The 13413-nt window shown below is 40.6% G+C and carries 11 protein-coding genes; 5 read left to right on the forward strand and 6 right to left on the reverse strand.

What is annotated here, in order from left to right; all coding sequences use genetic code 11:
* Positions 1–3 precede the first annotated feature (3 nt).
* The 4 genes from mnmA (at position 4) to NH399_RS00550 (ending at position 2696) form a co-directional block, all read left to right on the forward strand.
* Positions 4–1101, forward strand: a complete 1098-nt coding sequence (gene mnmA, locus NH399_RS00535; protein ID WP_253036454.1) for a tRNA 2-thiouridine(34) synthase MnmA — start codon at positions 4–6, stop codon at positions 1099–1101.
* Positions 1102–1104: 3 nt separating this feature from the next.
* Positions 1105–1719 (forward strand): high frequency lysogenization protein HflD, encoded by a 615-nt coding sequence (hflD, locus tag NH399_RS00540; protein ID WP_253036455.1) that lies wholly within the window; start codon positions 1105–1107, stop codon positions 1717–1719.
* 115 nt (positions 1720–1834) lie between these two features.
* Positions 1835–2479 carry a lysoplasmalogenase gene (locus tag NH399_RS00545; RefSeq protein WP_253036456.1) on the forward strand — a complete coding sequence of 215 codons (645 nt, stop codon included), beginning with the start codon at positions 1835–1837 and terminating at the stop codon, positions 2477–2479.
* 49 nt (positions 2480–2528) lie between these two features.
* Positions 2529–2696 carry a DUF3012 domain-containing protein gene (locus NH399_RS00550; protein WP_253036457.1) on the forward strand — a complete coding sequence of 56 codons (168 nt, stop codon included), beginning with the start codon at positions 2529–2531 and terminating at the stop codon, positions 2694–2696.
* Positions 2697–2779: 83 nt separating this feature from the next.
* Here the strand turns inward: NH399_RS00550 and NH399_RS00555 are convergent, their stop codons facing one another.
* Positions 2780–3907 (reverse strand): fatty acid desaturase, encoded by a 1128-nt coding sequence (locus tag NH399_RS00555; RefSeq protein ID WP_253036458.1) that lies wholly within the window; start codon positions 3905–3907, stop codon positions 2780–2782.
* A gap of 276 nt (positions 3908–4183) precedes the next feature.
* On the opposite strand from NH399_RS00555, the gene fabR reads away from it, so the two are divergent.
* Complete coding sequence (gene fabR, locus NH399_RS00560; protein WP_253036459.1) at positions 4184–4783, forward strand: HTH-type transcriptional repressor FabR; 600 nt, start codon at positions 4184–4186, stop codon at positions 4781–4783.
* 59 nt (positions 4784–4842) lie between these two features.
* Here fabR and NH399_RS00565 read toward each other — a convergent pair whose 3' ends face one another.
* The 5 genes from NH399_RS00565 to NH399_RS00585 form a co-directional block, all read right to left on the reverse strand.
* Positions 4843–5010, reverse strand: coding sequence for a hypothetical protein (locus NH399_RS00565; RefSeq protein ID WP_253036460.1), 168 nt, complete (start codon positions 5008–5010; stop codon positions 4843–4845).
* A gap of 108 nt (positions 5011–5118) precedes the next feature.
* Complete coding sequence (locus NH399_RS00570) at positions 5119–7242, reverse strand: winged helix-turn-helix domain-containing protein (protein ID WP_253036461.1); 2124 nt, start codon at positions 7240–7242, stop codon at positions 5119–5121.
* Positions 7243–7629: 387 nt separating this feature from the next.
* Positions 7630–7851 (reverse strand): hypothetical protein, encoded by a 222-nt coding sequence (locus tag NH399_RS00575; protein WP_253036462.1) that lies wholly within the window; start codon positions 7849–7851, stop codon positions 7630–7632.
* A 106-nt stretch (positions 7852–7957) separates the two neighbouring features.
* Positions 7958–10087 carry a winged helix-turn-helix domain-containing protein gene (locus NH399_RS00580; protein WP_253036463.1) on the reverse strand — a complete coding sequence of 710 codons (2130 nt, stop codon included), beginning with the start codon at positions 10085–10087 and terminating at the stop codon, positions 7958–7960.
* A gap of 925 nt (positions 10088–11012) precedes the next feature.
* The gene (locus NH399_RS00585; protein WP_253036464.1) at positions 11013–13097 is read right to left on the reverse strand and encodes a winged helix-turn-helix domain-containing protein; all 2085 of its coding nucleotides are present in this window, start codon (positions 13095–13097) and stop codon (positions 11013–11015) included.
* Between the last annotated feature and the right edge of the window lie 316 nt (positions 13098–13413).

The following is a 13413-nucleotide window of genomic DNA, read 5'->3' on the forward strand; positions in this document are numbered from 1 at the left end:
TCAATGAGCCAATCACAAAAAGTTATTATCGGTATGTCTGGAGGTGTCGACTCCTCCGTCTCGGCCTATCTTCTGCTTCAGCAAGGCTATCAGGTAGAAGGCCTGTTTATGAAAAACTGGGAAGAAGACGATACCGACGAATATTGCTCGGCCGCCGAAGATCTGGAAGATGCTCAGGCCGTTTGTGACCGTTTGGGCATCGAGCTGCATACGGTTAACTTTGCAGCAGAATACTGGGATCGCGTCTTCGAGTACTTTTTGCAGGAATATCGCGCGGGTCGCACCCCCAATCCCGATATTATGTGCAACAAAGAAATTAAGTTTAAAGCGTTTCTGGATTTCGCCATGCATCTGGGCGCAGACTACATCGCCACAGGCCACTATACCCGTCGTCAAGAAATCGAAGGCCAACAGTTTATGTTGCGCGGCCTGGATGACAATAAAGATCAAAGCTACTTTTTGTACACTCTCGGACAGGAGCAATTGGCAAAAACTTTGTTTCCGGTTGGTGAAATTGCCAAGCCTGAAGTACGTCGTATTGCCGAGGAGCAAGGCTTCTTAAACGCCCGCAAAAAAGACAGCACAGGCATCTGCTTTATCGGAGAGCGTAAATTCAAAGATTTTCTGGAGCGTTTTTTGCCAGCACAGCCAGGCCCTATCGAAGATGATACAGGCGCTGTTATTGGTGAGCACCAAGGGCTTATGTTCCACACCTTGGGACAACGTAAAGGCATTGGTATAGGCGGTAAGAAAGATGCGTCTGACGAGCCTTGGTATGTGGTCGATAAAGACGTCGAAAAAAATACCCTGATTGTGGGTCAAGGACATGCGCATCCGCGTTTAATGAGCAAAGGGCTAATATGCTCGCAACTTGACTGGGTAGCTCGTAAAGCACCAGAGAGCCCAATGAACTGTACCGCAAAAGTTCGCTATCGCCAGCAGGATGTTCCTTGCCGTGTTACCCAGATAAATGAGACCGAATGGCAAGTGGATTTTGATGATCCACAAAGAGCCGTGACACCAGGCCAATCAGTGGTTTTTTATCACAATGAATTCTGCCTGGGTGGCGGTATTATCGAATCGATTATAAAAGAAAGTTAATTTATGGAAGCAATTGTATTGGCACTGGCAGCGACAGCCCAGGCCATTCACCAAGTTAATAAAATTGCCTGGACAGGCCAATCTGACGAAGCCGAATACCTTCCCCTGTTAGAAAGTGTTCTGGTCATTGACTCAGATAACGTCAACACCATTTATAAAGGGCCTGCTAACTTAACCACAGGGCTCAACCTGCTGGCGGCACAGTTAGGTAATCCAGGTAATAACCAACAACTGGAGTTAGGCCGTTATCTGGCCAGTCTGGTATCTATCGAAAAAGCGTTCTCACGCAATCGAGAAGTTCAAGAAATACTTGGCACTCGTATCACTCAAGTTAAGCGTCTGGCAGAGTTTGAATCGATTGGTTCACCCGCCGTTTTGGCCTCAATGGCAGATGCCTATAGCCAAAGCATTTCGACGTTACCCTTACGGATCCAGGTAAAGGGAGAGCCTTCGATACTTCAGGCTCAATCTCACCAAAATAAAATTCGGGCTATTTTGTTAGCTGCGGTTCGTGGCATCGTTTTATGGCGCCAGGTTGGCGGACGTAAACGACACTTCATCTTTAAACGTAAGCAATTACTCGAAGAGACAACCAGTCTACTGAATGCTCCGATGTAATCAGCTAAAAAAAGCGTAGTAACAGGCTGCCGATATAATAATAAAGAGCCGGATGAACGACCTTTTATCACATCATTTATCTGGCTTATAGTTCCGGTTATAGGATGGTATTTTCATGAGTTACTGGCCTCTTGCTGCCATTGTTTTAGTCATTGCGACTTTATTTTTATCTTACCGCCAAAAAACGATATGGGCAGCTGTGACAAAAGCTGCCGCGTCGCTCACCATGATTGGCTTCGGCTTAGAACAGCTGAACCTTGCACCATCAGAATACGGCCATTGGGTTATAGCTGCACTCATCTTGGGAACCATCGGAGATGTGTGCCTGAGCATAAAACATAAACTGGCTTTTATGGCAGGCATGTTGGCTTTTCTACTGGGGCATCTGGCCTATATCTATGCCTTTGTTCAATTAACCCCTACACTCATGCATTTGACCATTAGTGTTCTTGTTGCACTGATAGTTTTTCTACCCTTTTATCGCTGGTTATTGCCCGATTTATCAAACTCTTTAAAAATTCCTGTTGGTATTTACATGGCGGTTCTTGCCTTAATGGTGGCCACAGCCTCAGGCTCTGTTAAGAGCGAACAAATCATTATTGCTATCGCGGCCATTACCTTTGCAGTGTCGGATATGTTTGTCGCGCTCAACCGATTTAAACCACCACGCTGGTATTACCGAGTCATTGGATTACCTTTGTATTATGTGAGTCAGTTCACTTTAGCCTACTCGATTAACCTCTTTTCTGTGTCGACTTGAACAGCGTATAATCACATCATAATTAATTGCCAATTAACAAGGATATAAAATGAAATCAATAAAAGTCATCAGCGTTATTGCGAGTCTGTTTTTGCTTGCAGCTTGCGAACCTGAAGTAGGTAGCGAAAAGTGGTGTAAGAAAATGAAAGAAAAACCAAAAGGCGAATGGACACTAAACGAAGGAAAAGATTTTGCCAAGCATTGTGTTTTTAAATAAGCAGATAGTCCTTCTGTAACCGATATTTTTAGCGACCGTTTTTATCCTCGTTGAATAAAAACGGTCGTTACTATCTTAAGGCTCTAAGCCGCAACCTGTATTTGTTGGTGCAACAAGCGCCAATTTTCACGCTCTTCCTGGAGTCGTCGCTTAAGTTCCATATATTGCTGCATAACTTTGGTTTTTTCGTAGTTTTTAACTAACTCGTCTTTCTTAACTTCAAGCCATTGTTTTTTGACGGTATAAAACTCAGACAAATGCGCTGTGTAGTTTTCGTACTCATCTTTTAAACGTTGTAGTAGCTCTTCTTTATCAGGAAGTTGAGTCAATTTTTTTGATGAAATTTCAAACAGTCTGGCCGCTTTCGCTTTTTCGATACGAATATCATCACAACGTCGCAAGTTTTTAGCCAACCCAACCCAACTCATGGATTTGATCAACCACTTGGTAGGATCAAAGTGCCACCAGCGAATGCCATTACGATAATCAAACTGAAACAGATGATGAAAATTATGATAACCCTCACCGTAAGTCAAAAAGGCCAGAAAACCATTATCTCGCGCAGTATTTTGATCGGTATAGGGCTGATTGCCCCAGATATGCGCCAAAGAATTGATAAAGAAAGTGGCATGATGGCTTATCACTAAACGTAATACACCAGCCGTTAACAACATGCCAATCACATCGCCATGAATAATACCAATCAATAAAGGAATGCCTAAGTTGGTAATAAGCGCTAATGTCAGGTAGTGGCGGTGTTGCCACATCACAATCGGGTCGCGCAGCATATCCGGTACGTTGTCATAGTTGTCATAACGATGTGCCTGATACTCACGTAACATCCAACCAATATGAGAGAACCAGAAACCTCTTTTGGCTGAATAAGGATCTTTATCGTTGTCATCAACATGACGATGGTGAATGCGGTGATCCGAAGCCCAATGCAAAGCGCTGTTCTGGAGTGCAAAAGCACCGCCTATAGCCCATATCACTCGTACGATGGCATGCCCTTCGTAAGCTTTATGAGACCACATGCGATGATAACCCGCAGTAATAGAAATACCACAATATCCTAAACATAGGATGGTTGCGATCCAGTGATATTTATCGTAGCCCACCAGATATCCGTAAAGTGGTACGCCAATAACAGCAACCAGAGAAGTAATAGAAAAGAGTAATATGTTGGTCCAAATCAACTTTGGCTTTTTCATCAGAGAACAACTCGTTTTTTAGTTTAAAAATTATACGCAGCGGTTAGCTTATATGGTTTAAGCTAACACGTGTAAGCTCACTTGCACGAGATTATAGATGATTGTCGAGGGATCAGCAATCGAGCGAACAGCTGTTAGCTTAAACTCTATTTGTTACTATAGTCTGAACATGAGAGAATTTATCTTGGGCCTCTTAATTCTCTTGTCGAAAGCCCATACTGAGGTCCCTAATAGAAAAGGTCAAAAGACCCACACAACAGAATAACGGAATCGTCAATGACGGGTATTCGAGCACAACAAAAAGAAAAAACTCGACAAACCATAATGCGAGCCGCACTCAAACAACTGAGTGCAGAAACCAGTTTTAGCGGACTGAGTTTACGAGAAGTGGCACGAGAAGCAGGCATTGCTCCGACCTCTTTTTATCGTCACTTTAAAGACATGGAAGAACTCGGATTAACACTGGTAGACGAATGCGGTGTGACTCTGCGCCAATTAATGCGTAAAGCACGTAAGCGAATAGACACCGAGGATGGCGTGATTCAAATATCCGTTGATACGTTTATGGAGTTTGTCGAAAACAACGCACAAATTTTTCGCTTACTTTTGCGTGAGCGCTCAGGAACTTCCAAGGCATTTCGAAATGCCGTTGCAAGGGAAATCAGACATTTTACTGACGAATTGACGGCTTACATTATCGAAACTGACAATGTCGATGAACAACATGCTTTTTTGCAAGCAGAAGCCATGGTGACCATCGTTTTCAATGCCGGAGCAGAAGCTTTGGATTGCACCAAAAACGAGCGTGAACAGCTTAAAGAACGCGTCGTGCAGCAGCTCTGGTTTATTGTTCGAGGAGCCGTTGTTCGGGACTAGCAAAAGCCAAAATTTATCTTCATTATCAAAGATAAACCTTGGCTTTTAAGCATAATATCTTAGTTATGCTCACAATAGGGGTATTTGCCCCCTGTTGGACAGTTATTTAGTGGCACGATAACAGGAGTTTTATCTCCAGGTGCAACAATCTCTTTTTCTGGCTTTTCTTCTTGGTAGTCAGAAGATACTAAAGAAAGGGCTATATAAAACAAGTAGTTAAGAAACATGATGCTCTCCAAGTCAGTTTAAAGGAAGATAAATAACATATCTTGACCAGAGATTATCTTATTTTTTCGTGGGATGTGTGACTTAGTCGTGATATATACGTGAAGAAATCACCTCTTGATGAGATAATTATCAAAATTACCCTCAGATGATTTAACAAAATATAACCAGTCTGCTTCTAAGTTGGATGCGATATAACCACTTTTGATTGAGGTTGTTGTCAGCACTTTATTTGAGAAGTCAAAAAAACGTACAACACCGACCCCATTTTCATCATCAACAAAATAAATTCCTTTATTAGAAATCGTCCAGCTGAACTGGCTCAGGATAATGCTTCTGGTTTCAAACACCCGCTCTTCCTTTCCTTGGTAATGTCGCCAAACGCCTGACTGCTCGTTTTTTACAAAATAGAACTCTCCTGCATTTAGACCCGCTCGAGCAAATCGAATATCGGCCAGATTGAGAAAATGTTGGGCCCCAGATGTCACATCGTAGAGTACAGCCACTCGAGTACTATCGATGACCTTGATAAACAACAAAGTCTCATTATCAACCCAACTTAGAGTGTGCACTCTCCCAGTGTCTAATCCATAGGACTGAAGCGATTGAACATCATCAATATTGACAATAAACCATTGCCCATCAACGGTCCCTGCTATGCGACGGCTGTCAGGGCTGAACTCAAGAGATTCAAACTTTTTCTGAGTTTCTAACTGAGTAACCTGAACCGGTGTGCCATTAGCCTCTTTGTACCACAATTGGAAAAGGCCGCTTCGATTCGACAGCCAGGCCAAATGCTTACCATCATTCGAGACAATCGGGCTGGCTTCGCTAAAACTCGAGTACTCAATATCCTCAACGATGGTTTCGTCTGCCGATATACGAGCGATATCAGAGTCAAACATAGACCCCAGCATAACGCCAATTTCTGATTTATCAGGCCCTAACAAAAAAGGCGCTTTAAACGGGACCGAGAGCTTGAGTAGGCGCTTTTTGCTGCGATCAATAAGATTGTATTCTGTGATCTCATTGGCGGCATTTCGATAAATGAGCTTGGTGTCATCTTTACTCCAAGCCACAGTAAACAAAGCGAAATCAAAGGCGTCCACAAGCTGCCCTTCCCAGGTATCTGTTCGGTAAAGCCATAGCTCGGTTTCAAACCAATGGCGACTGCGTAATACAACCAGTGATTTTTCGTCATGAGACAGGGCGAAAAAGTAATCTCCCCTGCCATCGGGCGGAGGCGCAGCAATCAATCGCTCTTGAGCAGAGCCAATGGTTTTAGAATGAATGACGATGGGTTTTGAAAGAGAATCAGCGCTCGAGAATAGTACAGAGTTGTTATTCTTCCATAATAAAGCGTAACCTCCGGGCGAAGTAAATTTGCAGCCCTCGATAACACTCAGGTCATTAACGGTCAAATTCTCGAAATCAAATCTGGCTTTAAAATACTCACAACTGGCTTCTCGTCGACGCTGAAAAGTGATGTATTGTCCATCAGTAGACCAACGTGGCGTCATATCCGAAAATTCGCCCCGCGTCAGTTGTTTGATTTGCCCTGATGCATGGTCCTTCAAATAGAGATTCCAATAAGGGCTCCCCTTGGCTTTATGGCTATAGATTAAATACTGACCATTAGGTGAAGCAATGAGATCGATCTCGTGCCCCTTATGATAAGTCAGGGGTACCAGCTCTGCTGGCGCTTGAACGGTCGTATTGACAACAACCTCTTGCCTCGTCATAAAGTACAAGGCTATTAACACCACATTGCTCAAAATAAAAACAATGGCAATGGCAAACCAGTAGTTATACCTTGGCGGCAAAACCTCTTTGGCCTCTAATGGCTGCACCTTAGACTTCTCGACTTCCTCAATGTCGGCTTTTAGAAAATACCCTTTTCCTTTGATGTTTTCGATGTATCGATAAGGAGGCTGATCACCAAAGATGCCTCTCAGGTCTTTAATTCGATGCCGAAAGGAAGATTCGACAACATGCTGTCCTTTATAAACAATTTCGAAAGCTTCATCACGGCTGACAACTCCACCATCCTTCACCAGAAAAAGCGCTAATAAAGATAGCAACTTCTCAGAACAGAGTGTTTCTTCGCCATTGGGAGCCGTGATCAGATTTTTTTCGAAATCGACTAGGTAATCACCGACTTTAACGTGCTTAGAGCTCAGCTTTTTTATTTCTTTGATGTAGAAATCAATGTTTTTTTCTTGCTCAGACAACATCCATCAAAACCCGTAAAGAGAGCCGAAACGTCACTTATCAATCTTCAGTTCCAGGAATGAGCAATGCGCTCATTACAACAACATAAAAAACGTGCTTTATAATAGTATATAAGGAATACCACATAAAAGTTAATCACCAGAGTGGTACAACATAGTATTCATCATAATTATAGAGCGCTAGTGTACCCTAATTAAAGAAGACAAAAAAATTAAAACATTCAATATGTTAGAAGAGGTACACCCATTCAGCAAAGTGATCGGAGCAATGCTCAATCTTCAGCCAAGTGTATTGATAAATTTAGAGGAAAAACGGGGAGAAGCTAGCTCCCTTTGCTGAAATATTAGCAACAAAGTAGCCAGCATCATCGGTTAGATAGTAATAGTGATTTAACGCGATGCAAAGTGATCGTCAGAAAACGAATTTCCCTTGCAGCTGGGCCATCTATTGCTATCACACGATTGATACTTTTGTGGCGCAGGGAAAGATTCTTTCACAACAAGTTGAGCGTCAACTCTCTCCGCTCCCTTTACTTCGATAAGGTTTGCGTTTTGCTTCGCTTCATCACCCATCAACATTGTCATTAATACAAACATATAGCTAGTCAACATAAGAATTATCTCCAAAAACGTTGCTTTATTGGAGTTGGAGATTATCTGAATTTTGCGTGTTCAATGTGATACGAACGTGATAGTCCTGTGATTATCTTCTATTTAATCAGTCGTTTAGCAGATATAGATCCGGATTGCCATCTTCTTCGCTAACAAAATAAATAGAATTTGATAGCTCGTTGTGTTCAAAACTGAGAAAATTAGGCGTCTTTAAGGTTTTGACATCCTTAGTTTGAAATTCATAAAACTGGAGTTCGCCATCTTTGTTTTTTTCTGTTCTAAAATAAATGCCATCAGAAGTTACATTCCAATTATGAGTATTGAGTATTGCTCCCTCTAATTCGACCAGCAGGCGCTCATTACCATTAGAGAATTCCCAAATTCCATTAATTTCTTTTTTAATAAAAAAGAACTGATCTTTTTTCACCCCAGGAAGAATAAGATTAACATCGTCAATATTTAGACGTTTTTCGACGCCCTCTTCGATATTAAATTCCACCGCGTAGCGAGTTCCGTCAAGTGTCTTAATAAATATAAGGGTCTTTTCGTCCTTCCAGACAAGCAAATGCGCCCAGCCTTCTTTTAACTTGTAGTACTGGACAGTGACTTTATCTGCATTAATATCTGCAATAAACCATTTTCCTCCTAAGGTTCCAGAAAGCCGTTTGTGATTCGGGCTAAAGGCAATCGACTCAAACTTTTGAGCTTTTGTCAGTTGTGTTACTTGAAGCGGAGATCTATCACCATCAAGAGGTTTAAGCCAAAGTTGATACAAACCACTACGATCAGAAACCCACGCCAGCAATTTGTTATCAAAACTCACCCTAGGCTTTATATCGTTAAATGAAGACGACACTACCAGCTCATTTCCTGTACCATCCAAAGGCATACGCATAATATCAGTCGTCAATATAGCGCCTACACGCACCAAAATCTGAGAGAAATCCTTACCTACTAACAAAGGCGCCCTAAAAGGAACCGACAAATGCCTAACTACATGCTTTTTTTGAGTTTCTACCTCAAACTCAACAATACTATTTTGGTTTGAACGATACAAAAGCTTGCTGCCATCAGCGTTCCACGAAATATTAAACAAAATATAATCAGTCTCATCGATTTTTTTGCCTTCCCAAGTTTTGGTATTGTAAAGCCATATTTCAGTGTGACTCCAATTTCGATTTCTTAGTACGACCAGCTCCTGCTCATCAGGAGATAATACGAACAGATAATCACCTCTCCCATCCGGAGGTGGTGATGTGATAGGCCACTCAGTGGCACCACTTAACTTTCGAGCATAGATCCGCATAGGAGAAGAAAAGGAATTTGAGTTAGAGTAGATAAGAGAACGATTATTATTCCATAGCAAGCTGTAGCCTTGTGCTCCTCCGTACTTACATCCTGGTAAATTTTCAAACTCTGTTAATGTTTTGCTTTCAAGGTCAAGTTTAGCTTTTATATACTGACAGGTGTTTTTAGAACGACGATGGAAGGTTATATATTGACTATTTCGCGACCACTTGGGGAAGAAGTCAATGTTTTCCAACCCCGTTAACGCCACATCATTTCTTGTCTCTAGATCCAATAGTCGAATTTGCCAGTTTTCAGAATTTTGTTTTCTGTAACTATACAATAAGTACCGTCCATTAGGAGATGCAGCGACATCATATTCATGGCCCTTGCTGAAAGTAACAGGGACGAGATTACTTACACTTGCTATTTTACTATCCTTTACAACTTGCACTGGTGTTAAGAACTTTATCAGAAGAACACTCAACAAAATAAAGACGAATGCCAATGACAACGCTGTGGCAAAAAGTCTATTAGAGCTTTTAACTTCAGTTTTTTGAGGCGGCGCAATTTCCACATACTCTGTAGTCCCAACTTTAAGAAAATAGCCTTTACCTTTTATATTCTCTATGTATCGATAGGGGGGGTCATCATTAAAAATCTGACGGAGATCTTTGACTCTGTGGCGAAAAGAAGACTCAACAACGTGCTGGCCTTTATAAACAATATCAAAAGCATCATCCCGTGTCACCACCTTGCCCTGCTTGATTATAAATAGTCCTAGCAGTGATAAAAGTTTTTCTGAACACTGCGTTTCGCTGGAATCCGGAGCAACGATAATGTTTTTTTCAAAATGAACAATATAACTCCCCACCCTAATGCTCTTATTTTGAAGCTTCTTCAGCTCCTTTTGGTAGAGGTTAATATTATCGTCTTGCTCATGTAGCATTCAAAAAAATCCGTCAAAACTCATCTGATTACGCAACTTATGTTTCATTTTAGAGACTTAAATTGCAGCTCCTATTTAAGATAGCATACTTAAATAAGTAGTATTATTCATCTAGGATACAATTATAAAACAGAAATGTCTTGTAATCATTACACGCAAAAGCACCAACAAACTATCATAATTCGGGCACAACGAAGTAAAAAAATGCCCATGCTTGCGTTGAGCTGTTTATCAAACCCAAACTAAGATCTTATATTGTTTTCAGATTAATGTAATTAGCTGGTTGTCAAATTAAAAGAAATATTAAGCTGACAGAATTCGTAAAATAAAACCAACAAAAAACACTCTAACGTTAGGAAATTAAGACTCAAAAATAGCAGAAGCTTTGTCTTTAGATACAAAACTATACAAGAATGACGCACATGCAGCATACCCTCAATAGAGAGGATATAGAAACTCCCAAATTTATGAAGCACTAGACACTTAGGTATATGGTTACAATAAACGCCAATCCTATACGACTACAAACCTCAAATCTTATAAACTCGGGAAGCTTCTCAGTTCATACGAAACATACGACTTATTTTGCTTCAATTACAATCTAGTAGGAGCTATAGCTTATTCATAATCATCTTAACGATTACTAGGCTCTTCAACGCACAAAGGGTAATCTTCAGAATGTGGATGACAAGCTCTATAAGTAACTGGACGAGATTCAAGCTCAAGCTCTAAGACCTGAGAAGCTTCTTGGTCTTCTTGTGAGAATAAGGATAAAACGAAAAAAAACACATAATTGACTAACATAAACTCTCTCCAATAATAAAACGCTCATTATTTGCGAGCCTGATCGGTAGCTATAAGACTATCGCGAATTAGTTGTGGTGTACGTGATATGGATGTGATTGCCTTGTGACCAGAGCCACTTTCACCTCTTTATGAGATAAGAATCTAAGTTTCCCTCTACTTTATCAACGTAATAAAGCCATTGGTTCTTTTTATCAACAGAAATAGCACCGGCCTCTAATCCAGGAAAAACATCCAGGACACTTTTGGAAGAGAAATCATAAAGCTTAAGAACACTTTTATTGTTGATAAATTGAACAAAGTAGATTCCCTTTTCACTCAGAGTCCAATTATGTGAGTTATATATTTTACTATCCGTTTCTACAAGCAGCTGTCCCTTGTCTTCCTGTTCTTCGTTTTGTTCCTTCTTGCCTGAGTAGTACCATATCCCCGTCTCATTGGATTTTACGTAAAAGAATTCCCCCGGTTTGAAACCAGGAAGCACAACATTAACATTACTAATTTCAAGGGTTTGTTCATTGCCTGAGACTAAATCCATTTGCGTCGCAATTTTGTTGCTATCAATAATTTTGACAATAATAAGCGTTTGTTCATCAACCCAATGAACTGAAGCAACCCTCCCTTCTTCTAAAGTATAGAACTGAACATCTTCAAAATTCTGTGAAACAATAAACCAGTCCCCGCCAGCCGCACCAACTAGCCTTGTACCACCTGGACTAAAAGAAATAGCATCGAAACTTTTATAAACATTAAGATGAGTGATCTGCTTAGCGCGGCCTCCAATTTTCTTTACCCATAATTGATTGACACCACTTCGATCTGACACCCATGCCAGATATTCATTATCACCAGAAACAATAGGCCAAACTTCTCGAAACGATGAACTTTCAACAACTTCGACTTCTCCTGTATCAATAGATACCCGACTGATATCACTATCCGTCATAACCCCAATCGTTACAGAAATATCCTCTTTATCTTGGCCGCTTAAAATAGGCGCCCTAAAGGGAAGTGATAACTTGGCAACAACACTGCTTTCTCCAGTTTGGATATTGCGCTCAATAATTTCGTTTTTTTCTGTTTTATAAACCAGGGAATTATTATCCAATGTCCAAGAAATGGTGTACAAAGGGATAGCTACCGTATCGAGTAACTTACCTTCCCAAGTATCTGTTTTATATAACCAAATCTCTGTTTCATACCAAAAACGATTTCTTAATACAACTAACTGCTTTTCATCATAAGAAAGCGAATAGTAATAATCACCACGACCGTCAGGTGGCGGTGAAGTCACAGGCCAACCTTGAGCAGTTTCAAAAGAGTAAGAATAAATTCTAATGGGATCAGAAAAAGATTTTGCATTTGAATAAAGAACCGAACGATTATTCTTCCATAAATGGCTGTAGCCTGCAGGTGAGTTGTGCTCACAGCCTATAATATCCTCAAAAGCTTCAATGTTTTTTGTCTCGCTATTAAAGCTCGCTTTTATAAACTGGCACTTATTATCATCTCTACGACTAAAAGTTATAAACTTTCCATCCGCTGACCAGCGAGGACGAGTATCAGAAGCCGCAGAGTCTGTTAAATTAGTCGTGTGATTATTCTCAAGATCTAATAATTTCAGGGTCCAATTTTTCTTACCCACGGGTTTGTAGCTATATATAAGATACTTACCATTAGGTGAAGGGGCTTTGTAAAATTCATGACCTTTTGAATAAGTTAACGGAGTTAATTCTTTTAATGAATTCTCACCAGTGACGGGAGGCTCCACCAACTTATCCATGTTGTAATATAGAATTAAGCTAGTAGCAAATACGCTTAATAAAATAGCAACGATTAAAGTCAGCCTGAAGGTCTTTTTGTTAGTGTACTGCTCAGGATCATAAAAAAGATCTTCGTGTTTGATTTCAGAGACATCGGCTTTCAGGTAGTAGCCTTTACCTTTGATATTTTCGATATATTCATAAGGAGGCGTATCGGCAAATATCTGCCGGAGATCTTTCACCCGATGACGAAAAGAAGACTCAACAACATGCTGACCTTTATACACAATCTCAAAGGCATCTTCGCGAGTAACAACACCACCATCTTTAATAATAAATAAAGCGAGCAGAGACAGCAATTTCTCTGTGCATAAGGTCTCAGTCAGGTCAGGCGCGTAGATAACATTCTTTTCAAAGTCAACGATATAGTCTCCCACTTTCATGCGACGAGACTGAAGTTTTCTCAACTCTTCTAAGTAATGTTCTTTTTGATTATCCTGTTCGGATGACATCCAGTTACACCTGTCAAATGACTCAATGAGCTTCAACACTCAACACTAAACTCTACCTCTATGGGATAATTTTTGAACGCAATAACATTCTAAAGTATCGCCATCTACCTAACCGCAAAACAAGTGAGATGCCTTTATCTGCTTGAGTTAGCACTGCACAAAAAAAATCGCTTCATCTTTTCTAATGACTTAAATCAGTTGAACAAGCATTTTTTATGAATCTTCAAAGACTACAGAAAAGCGACAA

Source organism: Pleionea sp. CnH1-48, assembly GCF_024124665.1.
Classification (GTDB): domain Bacteria; phylum Pseudomonadota; class Gammaproteobacteria; order Enterobacterales; family Kangiellaceae; genus JAMXSB01.

Bases quoted from the DNA above. Each gene is read 5' to 3' on its own strand.
- mnmA (WP_253036454.1), top strand. From the start codon at position 4: ATGAGCCAATCACAAAAAGTTATTATCGGTATGTCTGGAGGTGTCGAC.
- hflD (WP_253036455.1), top strand. From the start codon at position 1,105: ATGGAAGCAATTGTATTGGCACTGGCAGCGACAGCCCAGGCCATTCAC.
- NH399_RS00545 (WP_253036456.1), top strand. From the start codon at position 1,835: ATGAGTTACTGGCCTCTTGCTGCCATTGTTTTAGTCATTGCGACTTTA.
- NH399_RS00550 (WP_253036457.1), top strand. From the start codon at position 2,529: ATGAAATCAATAAAAGTCATCAGCGTTATTGCGAGTCTGTTTTTGCTT.
- NH399_RS00555 (WP_253036458.1), bottom strand. From the start codon at position 3,907: ATGAAAAAGCCAAAGTTGATTTGGACCAACATATTACTCTTTTCTATT.
- fabR (WP_253036459.1), top strand. From the start codon at position 4,184: ATGACGGGTATTCGAGCACAACAAAAAGAAAAAACTCGACAAACCATA.
- NH399_RS00565 (WP_253036460.1), bottom strand. From the start codon at position 5,010: ATGTTTCTTAACTACTTGTTTTATATAGCCCTTTCTTTAGTATCTTCT.
- NH399_RS00570 (WP_253036461.1), bottom strand. From the start codon at position 7,242: ATGTTGTCTGAGCAAGAAAAAAACATTGATTTCTACATCAAAGAAATA.
- NH399_RS00575 (WP_253036462.1), bottom strand. From the start codon at position 7,851: ATGTTGACTAGCTATATGTTTGTATTAATGACAATGTTGATGGGTGAT.
- NH399_RS00580 (WP_253036463.1), bottom strand. From the start codon at position 10,087: ATGCTACATGAGCAAGACGATAATATTAACCTCTACCAAAAGGAGCTG.
- NH399_RS00585 (WP_253036464.1), bottom strand. From the start codon at position 13,097: ATGAAAGTGGGAGACTATATCGTTGACTTTGAAAAGAATGTTATCTAC.